This is a genomic window from Roseibium aggregatum, from assembly GCF_017309185.1.
Lineage (GTDB): Bacteria > Pseudomonadota > Alphaproteobacteria > Rhizobiales > Stappiaceae > Roseibium > Roseibium aggregatum_B.
In genome coordinates this window covers 265775-283178 of record NZ_JAEKJZ010000006.1, presented here as the reverse complement: position 1 = coordinate 283178, position 17404 = coordinate 265775, and the positions used below count along the sequence as shown (strand labels likewise).

19 protein-coding genes are annotated in these 17404 nt (G+C 61.1%); 8 read left to right on the top strand and 11 right to left on the bottom strand.

Annotated features, from left to right (window positions below; all coding sequences use genetic code 11):
* The first annotated feature begins 48 nt into the window (after window positions 1-48).
* A complete protein-coding gene (locus JF539_RS23205) occupies window positions 49-573 on the top strand; it encodes a hypothetical protein (RefSeq protein ID WP_207143130.1) in 525 nt (174 codons plus the stop codon).
* A gap of 84 nt (window positions 574-657) precedes the next feature.
* Here JF539_RS23205 and JF539_RS23200 read toward each other — a convergent pair whose 3' ends face one another.
* Window positions 658-1425: a class I SAM-dependent methyltransferase gene (locus JF539_RS23200; protein ID WP_207143294.1), complete on the bottom strand. Its 768-nt coding sequence runs from the start codon at window positions 1423-1425 to the stop codon at window positions 658-660.
* Window positions 1426-1589: 164 nt separating this feature from the next.
* Between JF539_RS23200 and gloB the strand changes: the two genes are divergently transcribed.
* Genes gloB through JF539_RS23185 form a run of 3 tightly spaced genes read left to right on the top strand, consistent with a single transcriptional unit; the run spans window position 1590 to window position 3293 of the window.
* A complete protein-coding gene (gene gloB, locus JF539_RS23195) occupies window positions 1590-2372 on the top strand; it encodes a hydroxyacylglutathione hydrolase (protein WP_207143129.1) in 783 nt (260 codons plus the stop codon).
* Window positions 2373-2409: 37 nt separating this feature from the next.
* Window positions 2410-2853, top strand: a complete 444-nt coding sequence (locus JF539_RS23190; RefSeq protein WP_207143128.1) for a cupin domain-containing protein — start codon at window positions 2410-2412, stop codon at window positions 2851-2853.
* Window positions 2854-2882: 29 nt separating this feature from the next.
* Entirely contained in the window at window positions 2883-3293 is a 411-nt protein-coding gene (locus JF539_RS23185) for a hypothetical protein (protein ID WP_207143127.1), read from the top strand.
* Between the two features lie 52 nt (window positions 3294-3345).
* On the opposite strand, the gene JF539_RS23180 is transcribed toward JF539_RS23185, so the two are convergent.
* The gene (locus JF539_RS23180) at window positions 3346-3963 is read right to left on the bottom strand and encodes an FMN-dependent NADH-azoreductase (protein ID WP_207143126.1); all 618 of its coding nucleotides are present in this window, start codon (window positions 3961-3963) and stop codon (window positions 3346-3348) included.
* Between the two features lie 163 nt (window positions 3964-4126).
* Here JF539_RS23180 and JF539_RS23175 point away from each other — a divergent pair, with 163 nt between their 5' ends.
* Entirely contained in the window at window positions 4127-4783 is a 657-nt protein-coding gene (locus JF539_RS23175; RefSeq protein ID WP_207143125.1) for a CGNR zinc finger domain-containing protein, read from the top strand.
* 281 nt (window positions 4784-5064) lie between these two features.
* Here the strand turns inward: JF539_RS23175 and JF539_RS23170 are convergent, their stop codons facing one another.
* The 7 genes from JF539_RS23170 to JF539_RS23140 form a co-directional block, all read right to left on the bottom strand.
* Window positions 5065-6222 carry a hypothetical protein gene (locus tag JF539_RS23170; protein ID WP_207143124.1) on the bottom strand — a complete coding sequence of 386 codons (1158 nt, stop codon included), beginning with the start codon at window positions 6220-6222 and terminating at the stop codon, window positions 5065-5067.
* A gap of 398 nt (window positions 6223-6620) precedes the next feature.
* On the bottom strand, window positions 6621-7235 hold the full coding sequence (locus JF539_RS23165) for a cytochrome b/b6 domain-containing protein (protein ID WP_207143123.1): 615 nt from the start codon (window positions 7233-7235) through the stop codon (window positions 6621-6623).
* Between the two features lie 9 nt (window positions 7236-7244).
* A complete protein-coding gene (locus JF539_RS23160; protein WP_207143122.1) occupies window positions 7245-8903 on the bottom strand; it encodes a tetrathionate reductase family octaheme c-type cytochrome in 1659 nt (552 codons plus the stop codon).
* A 112-nt stretch (window positions 8904-9015) separates the two neighbouring features.
* The gene (ftsY, locus tag JF539_RS23155) at window positions 9016-10284 is read right to left on the bottom strand and encodes a signal recognition particle-docking protein FtsY (protein WP_207143121.1); all 1269 of its coding nucleotides are present in this window, start codon (window positions 10282-10284) and stop codon (window positions 9016-9018) included.
* A gap of 38 nt (window positions 10285-10322) precedes the next feature.
* Window positions 10323-11591, bottom strand: coding sequence for a tRNA (N(6)-L-threonylcarbamoyladenosine(37)-C(2))-methylthiotransferase MtaB (gene mtaB / locus JF539_RS23150; RefSeq protein WP_207143120.1), 1269 nt, complete (start codon window positions 11589-11591; stop codon window positions 10323-10325).
* The gene (gene dapF, locus JF539_RS23145; protein ID WP_207143119.1) at window positions 11588-12499 is read right to left on the bottom strand and encodes a diaminopimelate epimerase; all 912 of its coding nucleotides are present in this window, start codon (window positions 12497-12499) and stop codon (window positions 11588-11590) included. Before dapF ends, mtaB begins: the two co-directional genes overlap by 4 nt.
* Window positions 12500-12771: 272 nt before the next feature.
* A complete protein-coding gene (locus JF539_RS23140; protein ID WP_207143118.1) occupies window positions 12772-13662 on the bottom strand; it encodes a neutral zinc metallopeptidase in 891 nt (296 codons plus the stop codon).
* Window positions 13663-13879: 217 nt separating this feature from the next.
* Between JF539_RS23140 and JF539_RS23135 the strand changes: the two genes are divergently transcribed.
* On the top strand, window positions 13880-14344 hold the full coding sequence (locus JF539_RS23135) for a hypothetical protein (RefSeq protein WP_207143117.1): 465 nt from the start codon (window positions 13880-13882) through the stop codon (window positions 14342-14344).
* Between the two features lie 34 nt (window positions 14345-14378).
* On the opposite strand, the gene JF539_RS23130 is transcribed toward JF539_RS23135, so the two are convergent.
* On the bottom strand, window positions 14379-14915 hold the full coding sequence (locus tag JF539_RS23130; RefSeq protein WP_207143116.1) for a L,D-transpeptidase family protein: 537 nt from the start codon (window positions 14913-14915) through the stop codon (window positions 14379-14381).
* A 192-nt stretch (window positions 14916-15107) separates the two neighbouring features.
* Here JF539_RS23130 and JF539_RS23125 point away from each other — a divergent pair, with 192 nt between their 5' ends.
* The gene (locus tag JF539_RS23125) at window positions 15108-15791 is read left to right on the top strand and encodes a response regulator transcription factor (RefSeq protein WP_207143115.1); all 684 of its coding nucleotides are present in this window, start codon (window positions 15108-15110) and stop codon (window positions 15789-15791) included.
* A 25-nt stretch (window positions 15792-15816) separates the two neighbouring features.
* Entirely contained in the window at window positions 15817-16323 is a 507-nt protein-coding gene (locus tag JF539_RS23120) for a Crp/Fnr family transcriptional regulator (protein ID WP_207143114.1), read from the top strand.
* Window positions 16324-16377: 54 nt separating this feature from the next.
* Here JF539_RS23120 and JF539_RS23115 read toward each other — a convergent pair whose 3' ends face one another.
* Window positions 16378-17250: a sulfite oxidase heme-binding subunit YedZ gene (locus tag JF539_RS23115; RefSeq protein ID WP_207143113.1), complete on the bottom strand. Its 873-nt coding sequence runs from the start codon at window positions 17248-17250 to the stop codon at window positions 16378-16380.
* Window positions 17251-17404: the final 154 nt, after the last annotated feature.

Here is a 17404-nt window from a genome sequence, read left to right as displayed (position 1 = left end):
GAACCGACCCACTTCGTTCCACGAAAACCGGAAAAAGTTTCAAAAGACATGCAGAGGCAATCTCGCGGCGAAACGCTCAAGCGAGAAGACTTTCCCGAGGCCTGTTACGTATTCGATCCGAAACGCTTCGGCGAGATCAAGGACTTCTTCTTTCTCGGCGGGTTCGCGGCGGTCAAGGGGCGGCTGGCGGAGGTTCTGCAGGAGGCGGACCTCGGGGCAGGCGGATTGATTCAGGTTCCTGTCTTCGAGGCGGACAAACAGACAGAATTGCCCGGCCCCTTCTACGCGCTCAACTTAACGGTGCGAAAGGACACTTTCCGAGCCGACGAGAGCGTCAATCTCAATGCTTTACGAACAATCGAACGGGCAGGTATGGAGCTTTGGCAGCAATACGCCAATGAAAACGACCAGATCGCGGTCTCGGCTCTGGCGTTGGAGGAAGGCCCCGACCTCTGGATCGATCCGAAGCTCAAGTCCACGCTTTTTCTGAGCGGGGCTTTGATGACAGCCATCCGGCAGGCGCGGATCAAGGAAGGCTATCTGAGGTTGCTCCGCTGCAGGATCGTCGATTGAGGGCGCGAACACCCTGAGTATATGGAAAGAAAGGTCCAATGGCAGACGCCGCTGGACTTGAGCAGCCGGGGAGCCTCGAAACGCCTACCGGTCGGCACGCACCGCCCGTACCGGCTTGAGACCCGTGGCGACGCCTTCGGGAATGAACACCGGTCGCAGGATCCTGAGACGGCTGCGCTTGCCATCAGCGGGCAGGCTCTGGAACACCACCTTCTCCGCCTCCAAGATCAGCACCCCGCCGAACGCCGGCCAGAGGCGGCGGCCGACGCCCTCCCAGGTGCGGGCGGCACGCAGGATCGTCCGGGCCTTGGAGGGCGGCATGAACAGCGCCTCCGTGTCGTCAAGAACGTTGAACTGGCAGGTTTTCAGAAGGTCCTTGAGCTGGCCGCTGGAATAGGGCCGTCCGTAGCCGAAGGGCGACAGCTCCGACTGCGACCAGAGACCGCGCCGGTTCGCCACCACCACGATCAGACGCCCGCCCGGCGCCAGCACGCGCCAGGCCTCCTTGAGAACCGCCGCCGGATCGGAGCAATGGTCGATGGCGTGGACCATCAGGATCCGGTCAAAGGAAAGGTCCGGGAAGGGCAGCGCGTCGTCGTCGACAAGGGTGCAGGCATTGTCCCGTTCCCGGGGCCAGGCGACGGCGCCCTGGGGAGCCGGCATCGCGGCAATCGCCCGCTCCGCGTTGTCCAGGTAGGGACGCATGAAGGGGGCCGCGTAGCCGATGCCCAGCAGCCGTTGCCCCTTCAGGTCAGGCCACCGCCTGCGGATCGGCGCACCGATCAGCCCGCGCAACAGCCGCCCGAGGGGCAAGTCGTAAAAGGCACGCAAATGAACGACGTCGAGATACATCAAAAGGACCCGGCGGATACGGTTGGCGGCGATTGAACAGGGAACGTTCCAAAAGCGCAAGCTTGTCGCCCATGCTTCAGAAGGCCCGCGATGCGCCCTTGCCCCGTTCGCCCGTCTTTGCCACTGTGCGTTTCAGATTGTCAATTCCTTCAAGGAGGCCTCCCATGGCGTTGAGCGACACCACCGAGATCCATCAGTTCACCTGTCTCGACGACAATTTCGGCGTTCTGATCCACGACAAGGAGACCGGAACGACGGTCGGGATCGATGTGCCGCATGCGGGCGCCTACCAGCAGGCTCTTGAGGAAACCGGCTGGACCCTCAGCCATATTCTCATCACCCATCATCACTGGGATCATGTGCAGGGCCTTGGCGAAATCAAGACGGCAACCGGTGCAACCGTGATCGGACCGGAACGGTCGCGCCAGAAGATTTCGGAACTCGACCGGACGGTCGAGGACGGCGACGCGGTTCTGTGCGGTCCTTACGAAGTTCAGGCCATCGGAACGCCCGGCCACACGCTGGACCAGATTTCCTGGTTCTTCCCGTCGATCAAGGTGGCTCACACCGGTGATACCCTTTTCTCGCTCGGCTGCGGCAGGGTTTTCGAGGGTGACATGGAGATGATGTGGTCGTCCCTTGCCAAACTGCTGCGCAAGCTGCCGGACGACACAACGATTTATTGCGGTCACGAATACACCGAGGGGAATGCGAAATTCGCGCTGACCATCGAGCCGCGCAATGAGGATCTCCAGGCCAGGGCGAAGGAAGTCGCCGACCTGAGGGCGCTCGGCAAACCCACCTTGCCGACGACAATGGCGCGCGAAAAGGCGACCAACCCTTTCCTCAGGGCCGGAGAGGCGTCGATGGCCGCCGCCCTCAACATGGACGGCAAGTCCCCGGAGGAGATTTTCGCCGAAATCCGCAAACGCAAGGACAACGCCTGAGGCTCCGGCCTCTTTTCGTCGAAACCCGGAAACTCCCATGACACTGTCTTGCGAACTGACCGCCGAGTCGGTTGTCGGCCTTTTGAACATGCAGCCCCATCCGGAGGGCGGTTACTATGTCGAAACCTTTCGAGACGACATTACGGATACCGATGGCCGAGCCGCGTCGACGCTGATCTATTTCCTGCTGCCGGAGGGCATCCTCTCCCGCTGGCACAAGGTCGACGCCGTGGAGACCTGGCACTGGTACGCGGGCGCTCCGCTGGAACTGTCGATTAGCGCGAACGGAAGGGACAAAACCGTGCTGACCCTTGGAAACGATCTTGCCGCCGGAGAGCGCCCGCAGGGAATCGTCCCGCGCGACGGCTGGCAGCAGGCGCGTTCGCTCGGCGCCTGGACACTTGTCGGCTGCACCGTGGCGCCGGGGTTCCTGTTCGAGGGATTTGAGATGGCCGCTCCGGGATGGGAGCCGGGAGTGTGATCAAGACCGGCTGGACCTCCGGGAGGAGAATGACCCAGATCGCCGCTTATCTGGCGAGCGTTTTCTCATCCGGCCTGGTTCTGCAAATCATGCTCAGCTTCGCCAGCGACGGGACCGGCGAGACGATGTCGGAAACCTTCTATTTTCCGATCGTGCTGGCGGTGGTCGCGATCTACACGTCCATACCATCCCTGGTCTTCGCCGCCATTTGCGAAAGGAAGGCGATCCGTCATCCGGCTGCCTATCTCGCGTTTTCGACACTACTGGCCTTTGTGGCCTTTCCGCTTCAGTTCCAAAGTCTCGAACCGGACATTCTGCTGATGGCCCTCTATGTGACACCTGCGGGGTTCGTCGCCGGGCTTGTCTACTGGCACATCGCGGGCCGCTATTCCGGCGAGGAAAGCGAACGGCTTCGCAAACAGATCGAAGTCTTCGACTAAAAGCATCGGGACCGTCCGCTTTCGCCCGGATCCATGAAAGTCAGGAAAGCGTTCAGGCCGCCGCCCGGGCCCTTTCGCGCGCTTTTTCAAGATCGCCGGCCGGGTCCGCGGTCAGGATACTCGGCTGATGCCTGTTCGAGACAACCTTGTCGATTCCGACCAGACCGAACCACCAGTCCATGTAGGTGGAATGGAAGTCCTTGCCGTATTTCGCATCCGCTCCCGGCGCAAAGACACCGGACGTGTAAAAGACATGCGCTGTCTTGTTTTCCAGAAGACCGAAATATCCGCGCTCCGGATCGAAGCCGAAGAGAAGTCCCGGCTGGGTGATGACGTCGATATAGTGCTTGAGCTTGTAGGGAATGCCGCCGTTCCACATCGGGATGTTGAAGACGTACTCGTCCGCGTCGACAAAGCGCTGCGTTACCGCGACGATCTGATCCCAGGCGCTTTTCCCGGCCGCATCCATTTCACCGACACCGAAGAAGCTCAGCTTCGCGGCGTTCTTGTCGCCATCGAACTCCGGCAGGGTTTCCGCCCAGAGGTCGAGCACGTCGATGTCGAGATCCGGCTCTCCGGCTTTGCGCCGGTCGAGATAGTCGCCGGCCAGTTGGGCCGATTGGGACCTGCCGCTACGCGGCGAGGCGTTGATATGCAACACTCTTGTCATTTCCTGCGTCTCCGAAAATCGTTTCAGGATTTTGTCCGTTCGAAGCCAATGCCTCGATAACCGTTGAATATTGTTTTTGACGGTTACAAGCAATATAAGTAACCATCAAATTAAACCATTACCGGTTTCACAGTCTCGTGAGGCTGCAGTCTGGCGGATATCCATGCGCGAAATATCTCAACCCCCGATCCTGATCGCCGACCACCCGGCGCTCGATTTACTGAACTCGGTGGCGGCCCCGCGTGACGAGGAAATCGAATGGATCGGAACGGGAAACGACCTTCTGACCTGGATAGGCGCCTCCGGCCTTCTGGAACCGGATCAGGCGGAAGGATGCCGACGGAAATTCGAGCAAGAAGATCTGGACGACGTTGCCCGGCGGGTCATTGCCTTGCGTGAGTGGTTCCGCCGTCTTTTGAAAGAACAGTCCGATCCGGAGGGCTGGCGGATTTCCGGGGAGGATCTTCAGTACCTCAACGCTATTCTCGCCGCCGGGACCTATCTCTTCCAGCTCAACGCAAGCCACGGAGAGAAACCGGGCCTTGTGTCCGGCATTTCGCTGCAAGGAACAATCGACGTCCGAAGCCCGGACGATCTGCTTTTTCCCATCGCCTTGCAGATCGCCGACTTTCTGGCGGCTGTCAGCCCTCACGACACGCGCCGCTGCGCCAACGAGGCCTGCACCTTGTGGTTCGTCGACGTGACGAAGAACAAGAGACGGCGGTGGTGCGACATGAGCGTCTGCGGCAACCGGGCGAAGGCGGCGGGTTTCAGGGCCAGAAAGGCCGAAACCGGGAAGAGCGGGACCGGCAAGGTCTGATTTAATGCGTGCGGTCGCGGGAACCGGATCACCCGCCGTGCGTTCACTTCCCGAAAGGAGAACGACATGCACAGTATCATTTACCTGATCGGACTGATTGTTGTTGTCGGCGCAATCCTGTCCTTTATCGGAATCGCCTGACCCCTTTTTCAAGTCCCCGCAAATAGCGATAGCCGGATGCCGTCTGAACGGGATGCCCCTCTCTTCCCCAACGGTTCAGAAGGCATCCGGTTTTCTTTTTCTCTCGGGCGCGAAGGTCTTCGTTCAACGGCAGCCTCCACCTAGCGCAACAGCATCCACACGCCCAACGCCAGAAGAATGACACCGCCCACGGCCCGGCTGACCGCCGCGTACCGTGTGTCGATCACCTTTTGCACGGCGAATGCCGCCAGCGCGAAGACGATGAGATCGTCCAGCATGAAGAACAGCACATAGAGCCCGATATACCCGTAGTAGAGCGCCGGAGACATGTCCGTGAGCGTGAGCAGATGGGTATAGATCGCCGGCAAGGCGGCGGAACATACGAACTCGATTGAATTCACAGCGAAGGCCAGCCCGACAATCATCAGAAGGCTCAACAGCCCGACCGGCGCGGCGACCAGCTCGCGCGCCCATTGCATGGTTTTCTGGCGCCGTTCCGGACTGCCGATCTCGCAGGTTATCACGCCCTGCTTGACGGCAAGCTCGAACAGATGATCAAGCCCGAACCCGATGGCCAGCAAGGCGATCAGTTGAGTGAGCGGACGGATGAAGCCGACAAACAGAAACGCCGTCAGCCACGCCGTCATGAACAGATAGTAGAGCACGCCGGACGCCAGCACGAAGGTTCCGACGAGCCACCAGATCTTGCGCTTGTCCTCAAGGGCGGCAATCAGCGAAATGAGATAGACCAGGACCCACATCGCGCAGGGGTTGAAGCCGTCCGAGAGCCCCATCACCGCCGTGAGCGCCAGCAGCGAATAACCTGACGGATCGATGTCTCCGATAAGAGGCAGGCTTATAAGCGACGTTCCGCTCTCGGCCTCCGCCATCGGGTCGCGCCCGGCGTAAAGGGCAAGGATTTCGAGACCCGTCGTCTCGGCACTGCCAAAGCCGACGAGGTAATGGGCCCCAAAGACAAAGAAGGGTACGCCGAGTTGTCCCGACGGAATGCGGTGGTGTTCCGCCACGGCGAGGAACCGGGCTTCGTTTTCCGGCTCGCCAACGTCATGCAGGACGTAGTCGACCCCCGATGTCGTCTTCAGGAAAGCGCGGGCGTTGCGGCAGTGCGGGCACTCCTCGTGAAAGAAGACATGCAGCCGTCCATCGCGCATCATATCCAGAAGTTCGCCCGTCGATGCCGTATCCTTCGGGATCTGAAGGAACGCGAACAGGGCGCCGAGCACCACCAGAAGCGCAATTCGGAACCTGAAAGGGGTTATGTTCGGAAGACGGACCATTCCCGAAAGCCAGATAAAACAGATCCGAAACCCTAACTTTTCCCGCAAGGCGCGGAATTGATGTGCCGCAACTTGAGGTACGGACCGCAAAAAACAGTTTCAGTTCGCGAAAAACAAGGGAACTGTTTGCGCACCCGCGCGTTTAAGACCTGATGGCTGAAGTTCCCCGGCCGTCATCCGCTTCGCCGGTTCTCACCCCGTTCCGTCGGCTTCCGTTCCACGCTCGCCGAAGAAGCCAGATACCTTTTCGGACCCGCCGCCTGTAGCGGGGAGCCGGGTGCGGTCTGCTCCGACCTTGCGGTTACCCACAACCGTGCGGACCGCACCCGGTATTCTGTTTTACGTCCGAACCAGTCCACGGGCGCCTCCGGCCCGACCGCGTGGACCGCTTCTTGCGGTCAGCGCTTGCCGGGCTTCTTCTCCGGCTCCACAACGACCCACTCATAGCCAGTGATCATCGCCTTCAGGTAGGACAGCACCGTCTCCCCTGTGGTCGCCATATAGACATGGATCACCACGAACACGGCCATTGCGTAAGCCGCGACAAGATGTGCCCAGGCGACCCAGTCAAGCGGCAGACCGTTGGAGCCGATGGTCAGATAAAGGATGCCTGTTATCCAGATGGCCGGATTGATGATCAGCTTCAGGAAGAGATAGCTGAGCCTCTGCAGCGGATTGTGCTTGCGGCGGACGGTCGGCTTGGCGGGATGCTTCTCCCCGAGAAATATCCCGTAGGCGTAGTACCGGATCACCGCGACGAGATTGCGGAAAGTCGGCACGTATTGGACCCATTCACCGGTCGTGAAGTGCCAGAAGATGGCAAAGATCCAGAGCAGGACGATTAGGCCCGCCGCGACCAGATGCACTCCGAAGGCGGCTTTCCAGTCGAAGCCGCCGATCAGACCGTGCAGCCTGGCGCCGGTCACAAGCAGCACGATCACGAGCAGCGCCTGCGTCCAGTGCCAGAAACGTTCGAAACGGGCGAAGATCTTGACATATTGCTTCTCGGCCATCGTCCCCTCCTATGTCCGCTTGCGGCGCCGGCTCATGACGATCCGGACCGAGCTGTGGCCCAGAATGCCGACGAGCGACAGAACCAGGATCGACAGACCGATCCGGTCCGTCGTCTTGAACAGATCCCGTCCGGGCAGATAGAATCCGGACAGGCCCGAGAGCCGCCCGTCCCTGGCGTGGCAGTCACCGCAGGAAAGCGCGGACTTTGCCGGGGCGACCATATGAGTTGTCGGCCACCACATTTCCGTTTCGACAAAGTCGTAATTTCCGGAATAGGGAACGTCCGTCTTCGCCATCGCCGCGCTGATGGACTTGTCCCAGTCGAAATTCGTCCAGAAGGCGGTATCCGTTTCCGGACCGAAAACGTTGGTCAGAACGAGGTTGTTGTTGTCCCTGTCGTAGGCCTGCTTTCCGCGCATCCGCTTGAACGGATAAATACGCGAGCCGGGATCTTCAGCGCTGCCATAGATTTTGTTGACCGGGACGACACCCGAAGGATCGATTTTCTCGCCCAGAAGCGAATAATCCACCACACCGTTCCAGAAGGCATAGTCGGGAACAACGTTTTCCTCCCAGACGAAATGCCCCTTCTTCGACAGATAGGAATGATGGCCGTGCTCGTCTTCCTCCGCATAGGGCTTGCCGTCTTTCAGCTTGCCGGCCGTCGACCAGTCCCACCACGTCTTGGTGGCCACGCCGCCCCGGGCGAACTCGGGGATATGGCAGGTCTGACAGGCGACACGGTCGGTGTGGTCGTTCAGTTTCAGACCCTCGATCGAGGCCGTGCTGTGCGGGGTCGAGGTGTGGCACGACTGGCAGGAGGCGACGTCCCTGCGCCGGAAACCGGGCTTGCCGCGATTGTCGTCCCTCACCGTTCCGAGATAACGCGACCCCGGCCACTGGTGGCCATGGGCGGTGTGGCAGTCCGTGCAGGTCAGGTCCGCGCCGTCCGGGGACATATGCACATCCACTTCGACCGGGGGCGAGACCAGCGAACTGTCCAGATCGCCATGCTTCACACCGTCGCCGCCACCGCCATAAAAATGGCAGGCGCCGCAGTTCGCCCGGCCCGGCTCGCCGACGGCCTGCGATACCTTGGCCAGGTCCGGCGGCAGATAGGTCGTCATCCCACCGGACTTCTGTTTGAGCGAGTCGGGATAGACGTGTCCGCCCTTGCGCGTCAGCGGCTCGTAGAGCGGATGCCCCGCCTTGACGTCGAACTTGACGTAGTCGCCGGTCGTGTCGTGACACACGAGGCAATCGACCCGGGTTTCGTCGCTGAAATCGAAGCTCTCGTCTTCCCAGCCGTAGCCGGCGTGACAGGAAGTGCAGCGAGGCTCGTTGCTGGCGACATTGCCGCAAAAGGCATTGATCACATTGCGTTTGCCTAGGGTCTCACCGGTCACCGGATGGGTGTAATCCCATTTCCAGTGAATGCTGGACATGACCTGCTTCGCCGCTTCCGTATGGCAGGCAAGACAGGCTCTGGTCACCTCCGGGCCACTTGTAAAAGGACCTTTCAGGCTTTCGAATTTGGTATGGTCTGCCGTCGGCGGGGATTTTTCCTGCGCATGGACGGCCGCTCCGCCGATAACGACGAAGGCTGCCAGAATACAGGGTAATGTCCTCCCACCGATGCCGACGGTCTTTAGCCATCGAAATCGCATCGCTTAATCCTCTCTCCCCACCCGAACGATGCGGTCTGGTGATGAGAGGCTTCAATGACGATTGTCAAAATTGACTTATATCAAATGCCGACTGGCCGCCAGGGTACGGAGCCTAGGCAAGACCCGCGATCGCATCGGCGAAATCCTTCGCCGAAAACGGCTCCAGGTCCTCGACGCCCTCGCCGACACCGATGAAATGCACCGGCAGGCCGTGCTTCGCGGCGATCGCCACCAGAATGCCGCCGCGGGCGGTGCCGTCGAGCTTGGTCATGACCAGGCCGGTCACCCCGGCGACCTTGCCGAAAATCTCCACCTGATTGAGCGCGTTCTGGCCCGTGGTCGCATCCAGCGTCAGAAGAACCGTGTGCGGCGCGTCGGGATCGTGTTTCTTGATCACCCGGATGACCTTTTCCAGCTCGTCCATGAGCTCGGCCCGGTTCTGCAAGCGGCCTGCCGTGTCGATCAGAAGCACGTCGACCGCCTTGTCCTTCGCTTCCTTCATCGCATCGAAGGCAAGTCCCGCAGCGTCCGCACCGGTATCCCGAGACACAACCTCGGCACCGGTGCGCTCACCCCAGATCTTCAACTGCTCCACCGCCGCCGCCCGGAAGGTATCGCCGGCGGCCAGCATCACCGTCTTGCCTTCCGTGCGCAGTTTCTGGGAAAGCTTGCCGATGGTGGTTGTCTTGCCTGTGCCGTTGACGCCGACCATCAGCACCACATGCGGGTGTTTGCCGGTGTTCAGGTCGAGCGGCTCCGTGACAGGGGCCAGGACCTTCTCGACTTCCTCCGACAGGATCGCACGGACTTCCTCCGGAGAGATCTCCTTGTTGTAACGCCCGTCGGACAGGCGGTCGGTGATCGCCATGGCCGTGTCGACCCCCAGATCCGCCTGGATCAGGATGTCTTCCAGCTCCTCAAGCATTGACGCGTCGAGCTTGCGCTTGGTGAAGATGGAGCCGATTCCCTCGGTCAACGAGGCGGACGACCGGGAGAGCCCCTTCTTGAGGCGCTGGAACCAGGAGGGTTTCGGCTCGGACGCTTCTTCGGTAGCCGCGCTGTCTGTCTCGGCGGCCTCCGGTGCTTCCGCGCCGAGATCGGTCGGCAGGATTTCCTCCGGACCAAGCGGGGCCTGGGGGCGGGCGAAATCGTCGGCCAGATCCGGCCCCGTTTCGGCCTCAAGCGGAAGGGCAGGTTCGTTCAGGGCACCGGCCGGCTCGACATCCATCGAAACGTCGACTGCCTTCTCGTCGGTAATGGACGGATCGCCGGTCTCGGCCAAAGGCGTTTCGACAGCACCGGTCTCGGTATCGCTCTGCTCTTCCGGCACTTCCTTGCCGCCGAAGAGACGCCCCAGAAACCCGCGCTTTTTCTCGCTCATGAAACCGCCTCAAGACCTCGGATTGTGACCGCCCCGGTTCAGGCGGCCTTTGACAGGGCTTCGCCCAGAAGATGCCGTCCGGTATGACCGATTATTCGAGTTTCGACAATCTCTCCGGCGGTCCCGCCCTGCAATTCCACCTGGGTGAACTGCTCGGTTCGGCCAAGGCCTTCCTTTTCGATCAGAACCGGCCGGATCTTGCCGACCTCGCCGCCGAGATGCCGGGTAAGCGCCTCCTCGCCCTTGGCCCTGAGGCGCGCGCCGCGCTCCTTGACCACCTGGCGCGGCAATTGCGGCATGCGCGCCGCAGGCGTTCCGGAACGCGGGGAGAAGGGAAAGACATGAAGGTGGGTCAGCCCGCATTCGTCGACGATCTTCAGCGAATTCTCGAACATTTCCTCGGTTTCCGTCGGAAACCCGGCAATGATATCCGCGCCGAACACCACATCGGGCCTGAGGCGCCGGACCTCCTCACAGAAGCGGATCGTGTCGGCGCGCAGATGGCGGCGCTTCATCCGCTTCAGAATCATGTCGTCGCCCGCCTGCAGGGACAGATGAAAATGCGGCATCAGGCGCGGATCTTCGGCAATCACCCGCATGAGATCGCCGTCCGCCTCGATGGAATCGATGGAGGACAGCCGCAGGCGCTTCAGGTCCGGCACCAGCTTCAGGATCTTTTCGACCAGCGTACCAAGCTTCGGCGCGCCCGGCAGATCCGCTCCATAGGAGGTGATGTCAACCCCGGTCAACACGATCTCGTTATAGCCGTTATCCGAAAGCCGCCGGATCTGGTCGATCACGACGCCCATGGGCACGGACCGGGAATTGCCCCGCCCAAAGGGAATGATGCAGAAGGTGCAGCGGTGGTCGCAGCCGTTCTGGACCTGCACGAAGGCCCGCGCGCGACCGGTCAATCCGTCGATCAGGTGCCCGGCGGTCTCCTCGACACTCATGATGTCGTTGACACGCACCCTCTCGGTTCCGGAAATGCCGAAGGCGGCAACGTCGGCGTAGGATTTGCGTTCCAGTTTTTCCGTGTTGCCGAGCACCAGATTGACTTCTTCCATGGCCGAGAAGGTCTCGGCTTCCGTCTGGGCGGCGCAGCCGGTCACGATCACCCTTGCGTCCGGATTGTCCCGCTTGGCCTTGCGCACCGCCTGGCGCGCCTGCCGCACGGCCTCGCCGGTGACGGCACAGGTGTTTATCAAGATGGCATCCTTGAGACCGGCAGCTTCCGCTTCACGCTTCATTACTTCCGATTCGTAGGAATTGAGGCGGCAGCCGAAGGTCACGACGTCAATGCTCATGAGGCGGCTCCCGCCTCGAGGGCCGTGTCGCCCGCCCCTGTCTTGCGCCAGGCAAGCGTCTCCAGATCGACCTCGCCCTCGAACTCCACTTCCGTCAGGCCCGTCATCAGCACGTGCCCGTCGCTCTCGCGCCACTCGATGCCGAGCGGCCCGCCGGGAAGATGGATCGTCGATGCGCGGCCCGCCTTGTTGTCGCGGGCGGCCGCCACGGCGACGGCGCAGGCGGCGGTGCCGCAGGCCAGCGTCAATCCAACGCCACGCTCCCAGACCTTCACCCGGATCTGGTTCTCGTCGAACACATGCGCCAGCGAAATATTCGCGCCTTCCGGAAAGATCGGGTGCTGCTCGAGAAGCGGTCCGACCCGTTCCAGATCGTAGGCCTCGACATCCTTGACCCAGAAGATCGCATGCGGATTGCCCATGCTGACGACAGCCGGCGTGTGCAGGATCGGATCGTCGATCGGCCCGATCTGCAATTCGATGGCGCGCGTATCGGCGAATTCCTCCGCCAGCGGGATCTGGTCCCACCGAAGACCGGGAATGCCCATGTCCACCGTGACGGACTGCGCGCCGGCGGCGTCAAAGGCATGCAGCAAGCCCGCACCGGTCTCGATCGAAACGAGATCCTTGCCGGCCTCTTCCATCAGGAGCCGGCCGATGCAGCGCGTGGCGTTGCCGCAGGCAGAGACTTCGCTTCCGTCGCGGTTGTGAATGCGCATGAAGGCATCGACGCCCAGATTCGAGCGTTCGACCGTGATCATCTGGTCGAAGCCGATGCCGCTTTCCCGGTCGCCCAGCATGGCGATCGCGTCCTTCGACAGACGCAACGGTTTCTCCCGTGCGTCCCAGACCACGAAATCGTTGCCAAGGCCGTTCATTTTCAAAAAGGGTCTGGTTTCAGACGCCATGCCGGATGCGCTTCTTTTAGGTGTTTGAAAGAAAAAGGACCGTTTCACCCCGGTCCGTCGCCCCTATATGGCGGAAAAAGCCTCAAATTACCAGTGGCCGGTGGTGTCGGAGGGAAGGTGCTGCCTTGGGCCTGGCGCAAAACCTTTCCTGTGTCCCCCCTGCGAAGGCAGGGGTCCAGCAAACAATTACATTGAACCAAGTGAATTCGGGAACGACTGGGTCCCGGCCTTCCGCTACGCTTCAACCGGGATGACAGCGTTAAACAGACTTGTCAAAGCCTGGCCGCGTTGAACGTATCACAGGCCTGAAGGTCTCCGGACTGAAATCCGGTTCGGAACCATCTGGCCCTCTGCTCTGACGTGCCGTGGTTGAAGCTGTCCGGCACGACGTAGCCCTGGGTCTGGCGCTGCAGCGTGTCGTCGCCGATCCGGCTGGCGGCATTGAGCGCTTCCTCGATGTCGCCGTCTTCCACGAAACCGCGCTGGCGGGCTGCGTAATGGGCCCAGATGCCGGCATAGCAGTCGGCCTGCAGTTCGACGCGGACCGACAGCGCGTTGCCTTCCGCCTTGCTCATGGTCCGGCGCGCCTTGTGAAACTCCGGCAGCACGCCAAGCACGTTCTGGATATGGTGGCCGACCTCATGGGCCAGCACATAGGCCTGGGCGAAATCGCCGGGCGCGTTCAGCTGGTTGGCGAGCTCACGATAAAAGGACAGGTCGATATAGAGCTTGTTGTCGGCGCTGCAGTAGAACGGACCGGTGGCCGCACTGGCATAGCCGCAGGCGGAAGAGACCGATCCGGAAAAGAGAACGAGCGTCGGTTCCGGGTAATCGGCGCCATGCGTTTTGAAAATTCCGCTCCAGGTATTTTCCGTGTCGGCCAGAATAACGGAGACGAACTGGGCGGTTTCTTCGTTCGCGGCACTTTGCGGCGCCTGGGTTTGATAGGAAGGGTCGCTGTAGCCGCCGCCGTCGAGTTGACCCAGCAGCGTCAGCGGATTGATTCCCAGCATCCAGGCGATGCCCGCCACCACGATCAGTCCCGTGAGACTCAACCCGCCGCCGGTCCGGACCCTTCGGCCTGTGGGGATCCGCATGCGGGTTCCGCCGCTGCGGCGTCTGTCCTCGATGTTGCTGCTGCCTCGACGGCCTTTCCAGCGCATGGTTCCGGGTTCCCGTTCTGACTCACCCGGTCTTTCCATAACAGAGCCCGGTGACAACACCTATGCCGATCGTCGCTTGACCGTCCATTTTGTGATGCCTGTTACACGGCCCCAGTGCTTTTTGAGGCAGGATAAGAGTGGCGGCACCGATCGGCCGAAGAGGCCTGGCAACGCCATTTGACGGCTTCGTTTCAGCCATCCGCAAGGGAGGTAATCAATGCCAACCGATGTCACAGCGCAGCAGGCGCAACAGCTCATAGACTATGCGGTTGCCCGCCTTGGCCGCATCGAGGGGAACGGCCAATGCTGGACCCTGGTCAACAACGGCTTTCAGCATCTCCGCTTCTACAAGCCCTCGGCGACTTATGCCTGGGGCCGTTCCGTCGAACTCAGCGCCGCCCGGCCCGGCGACGTCTTCCAGTTCACAAATTTCAAGGTTCGCGTTGAAAATCCCGACGGATCCTGGCGGGAAGAAGAGCGGGGAGATCCGCACCACACCGCCATTCTGGAAAGTATCGACAGCAACGGATATGCGACGTTTCTGGAATCCAACGTCTACAACAACAAGAACGTTCAGCGGCGCCGCTATCACGTCAAGACCGCGGATCTGAACGGCACAAACGGACGAACGACGGTCCGCGTGAGCGGATCCTACATCGTTTACCGGCCGCAGATGCCCTGAGACGGGAACTCCGGCACTGCCGTAGCCCGGCATGCTACCGGATCCGCATGCGTTGCCCCGGCCGGATCTTTCGCAGGATAAGCCGCATATGCTCCGGCGCGACGGCAACGCATCCCTCTGTGGGGCTGTAGGCCTCCCGAGCAATGTGGAAGAAGATCGCGCTGCCCCGGCCCTTGACGGCGGGAAAGAGATTGCAGTCCAGGACGACGACCACGTCGTAAAGCCGGTCTTCCCGCCACATCTTCTCATGACCCGCGGAAAAGGGCAGGTCGACGGGACGGTTGTAGAGACGGTGTTTCGGATCGTCGCACCATCCCGATCGCGGCGTCAGCGGCTCGACCGGCAAGGCCGTTGCCGGCGGCAAGCTCCGGTCCGGCCGAAAGTAAACGTGAAGCAGTTCAAACACGCCTCTCGGCGTGCCGCCGTCGCCTTCCTTTTTGCGTGTGACCACTCCCGATCTCCCAAGGGCACACGGAACCGTGATCTGGCCGAAGCGCAGCAATCCCTTAGTCCTGTCGCGCGTCAGCGGCCGAACCTCCAGCAAATCCGTGGTGTTCGGAATTCGTCTCATTGGCTTTCCTAACGCTTCCCCATGGCTTTGAAGTCCTTAAGTAAACCCGACTTAAACCCCGCGTGAAGAAGATTTGACGATGTTGAACTTGTATGACGAGCGTTTCCCACGCACATAGAGGCGGAAACACGCTTGTGTGATTTACACAACTCGGCGTGAACGGATTTAAGGCAACTGGCGAGGACCGCGAAGATGACTGCCCGGACGATCTTGATAGTCGACGACGACACGGAATTGCGCGAAGCCCTGGTCGAGCAGCTCTCCCTCTACGACGAATTCGAGACCATCCAGGCCGATTCGGCCGCTTCGGGTCTCTCTCTCGCCAAAGACGAACACATCGATCTCTTGCTGATGGATGTCGGCTTGCCGGACATCGACGGCCGGGAGGCGGTCAAGCTCCTGCGCAAGAACGGCTTCAAGGCGCCCATCATCATGCTGACCGGACACGACGGCGACAGCGACACGATCCTCGGGCTCGAAGCCGGCGCCAACGACTATGTCAACAAGCCGTTCAAGTTCGCCGTGCTGCTCGCCCGCATCCGCGCCCATCTGCGCCAGCACGAGCAAAGCGAGGACGCCACCTTCGCCATTGGCCGTTATTCCTTCCGGCCCGCCGCCAAGGTGATGCAGGACGACGCCGGATCGAAGGTGCGGCTGACGGAAAAAGAGACGTCCATCCTGAAGTTTCTCTACCGCGCCGGTGAAAAACCGGTCACGCGGGATGTGCTTCTGCACGAGGTCTGGGGCTACAATTCGGGTGTCACCACCCACACGCTCGAGACCCACATCTACCGCCTGCGGCAGAAAATCGAGCGCGATCCGTCCAATGCCGAGCTTCTGGTTACGGAAGCCGGTGGATATAAGCTTGTGCCTTAATGGATGTTTGGCGTAAATCTTGGGCATGAGCCTTGCCCAAGACATTACGATTCTCAAGCAAATACCGATGCTTTCGGACTTCTCCGAAGACCAGCTTCGCCTGCTGGCCTTTAGCGCGGAAAGCATGGATTATCGTGAAGGCCAGCGGCTCTTCGAGCAGGGCGAGCGCGCAGACGGCGGGCTTGTGATCACCAGCGGCACGGTCAGTCTTCAAACCAAGGACGAGGACGGCTACCGGGAAGTCGAACGTGTCGGCGAGGGAACGCTCCTCGGCGAAACCGCGCTCCTTGCGGAGAACCGGCGGCCCTGCCGGGCGGAAGCCGTCAATCCGGTGCGCATCATTCGCATCCGCCGTGCGCTTTTCAAACGCATGATCCAGGAATACCCGGACCTCGCCCAGCGCCTGTTCGACCTGCGCGCCAGCCAGTTCCGGCAGACGATCTCGGTCCTTCGCCCGATCGGCGAGAAAATGGCGGAGCTGGAGCAGCTCAACGCGGAAAGACGCGTGAAGGACGACAGCAAGAAGGGTTGAGGCCATCGGCGGCTAAAAACTCAGATATCCGTCATTCCGGACCAAGAGAGCTTCTCACGCCTTTTTCAGTTGCAGCCGTCGCCCGGCAACCTTTCCGGCCGTTTGAACGCACGCCGCGGCGCAAACGGCCAGCCCGGCAATCCCGACCCAGACCGTGGGACGAAGCGCGATCGCCACATTGAAATTCGCCCAGAAAACCCGGTCGGCGGGAATGCCGGTCGCCAGAGCGTACCAGGCGTATTCGACCGCCGCAGTGGCCGCCGCGGCCAGGGCGGCACTTGCCGCCAGCACCAGCGGATTGGACAGGGAAAAACCCGCCTTCGCCATTCCCCGGTAGATCATCAGGAGCAGGAACAGGCCCGCCATCAGGGTTGCCTGGGTCACATCGGATTTCGATTGCAGAAAGAAGTGATAAAGCGCCAGAACGGCAATCGGATAGACAAGCATATGCAGCCTGCCCCAATTGCGGCCGAGGCGGCGGATGGTGCTGTCGAAGGACGTCGCGCCCAGCGCCACAAGCCCTGTCAGCGCCACCAGTCCGATGACGAGATAGAACCGCGTGAACATCTCGATGCCGACCTTGGCAAGGTTCCAGTTCTCCTGCGCGGCATAAAGCCCGAGATGGAGAAGCGCGTAACCAAGAACCGAGACACCGAGCATGCGCCGGACGCCGAGGATCCGGTTCCAACCGAAAATCCGGCGCGCCGGCGTTACCGCCAGCGTAAGCAGCAGAAACCGTACCGCCCAGGTTCCGCTCTGGTGCAGCGCCTGCTCATAGGGCTCGGGAAAAACCGGGCCCAGCAGGAGGTCGTAGAAAATTCTAGCGCCCGGAAAAAGCACCAACACAAAGACGCAGAGCCGCAACCACGAAAGGTGTCCGCGCCGGTCGGTCCAGGGGGCGTGCCGCGATAGGAAACTGATGGTCATCTTGGGGAGGTAGCCTACCTCACCCGGGTTTTCACTGCACGGCTCTTCAAGCCTGTGTGAAAACGGGGTAGGTTTTGACGGGCCGACCGAGCGCCTCGAGGCACCTTTGCGCCGAATGGCGTAAACATCTCGGTTGTCATCCCGGCTTGACGCG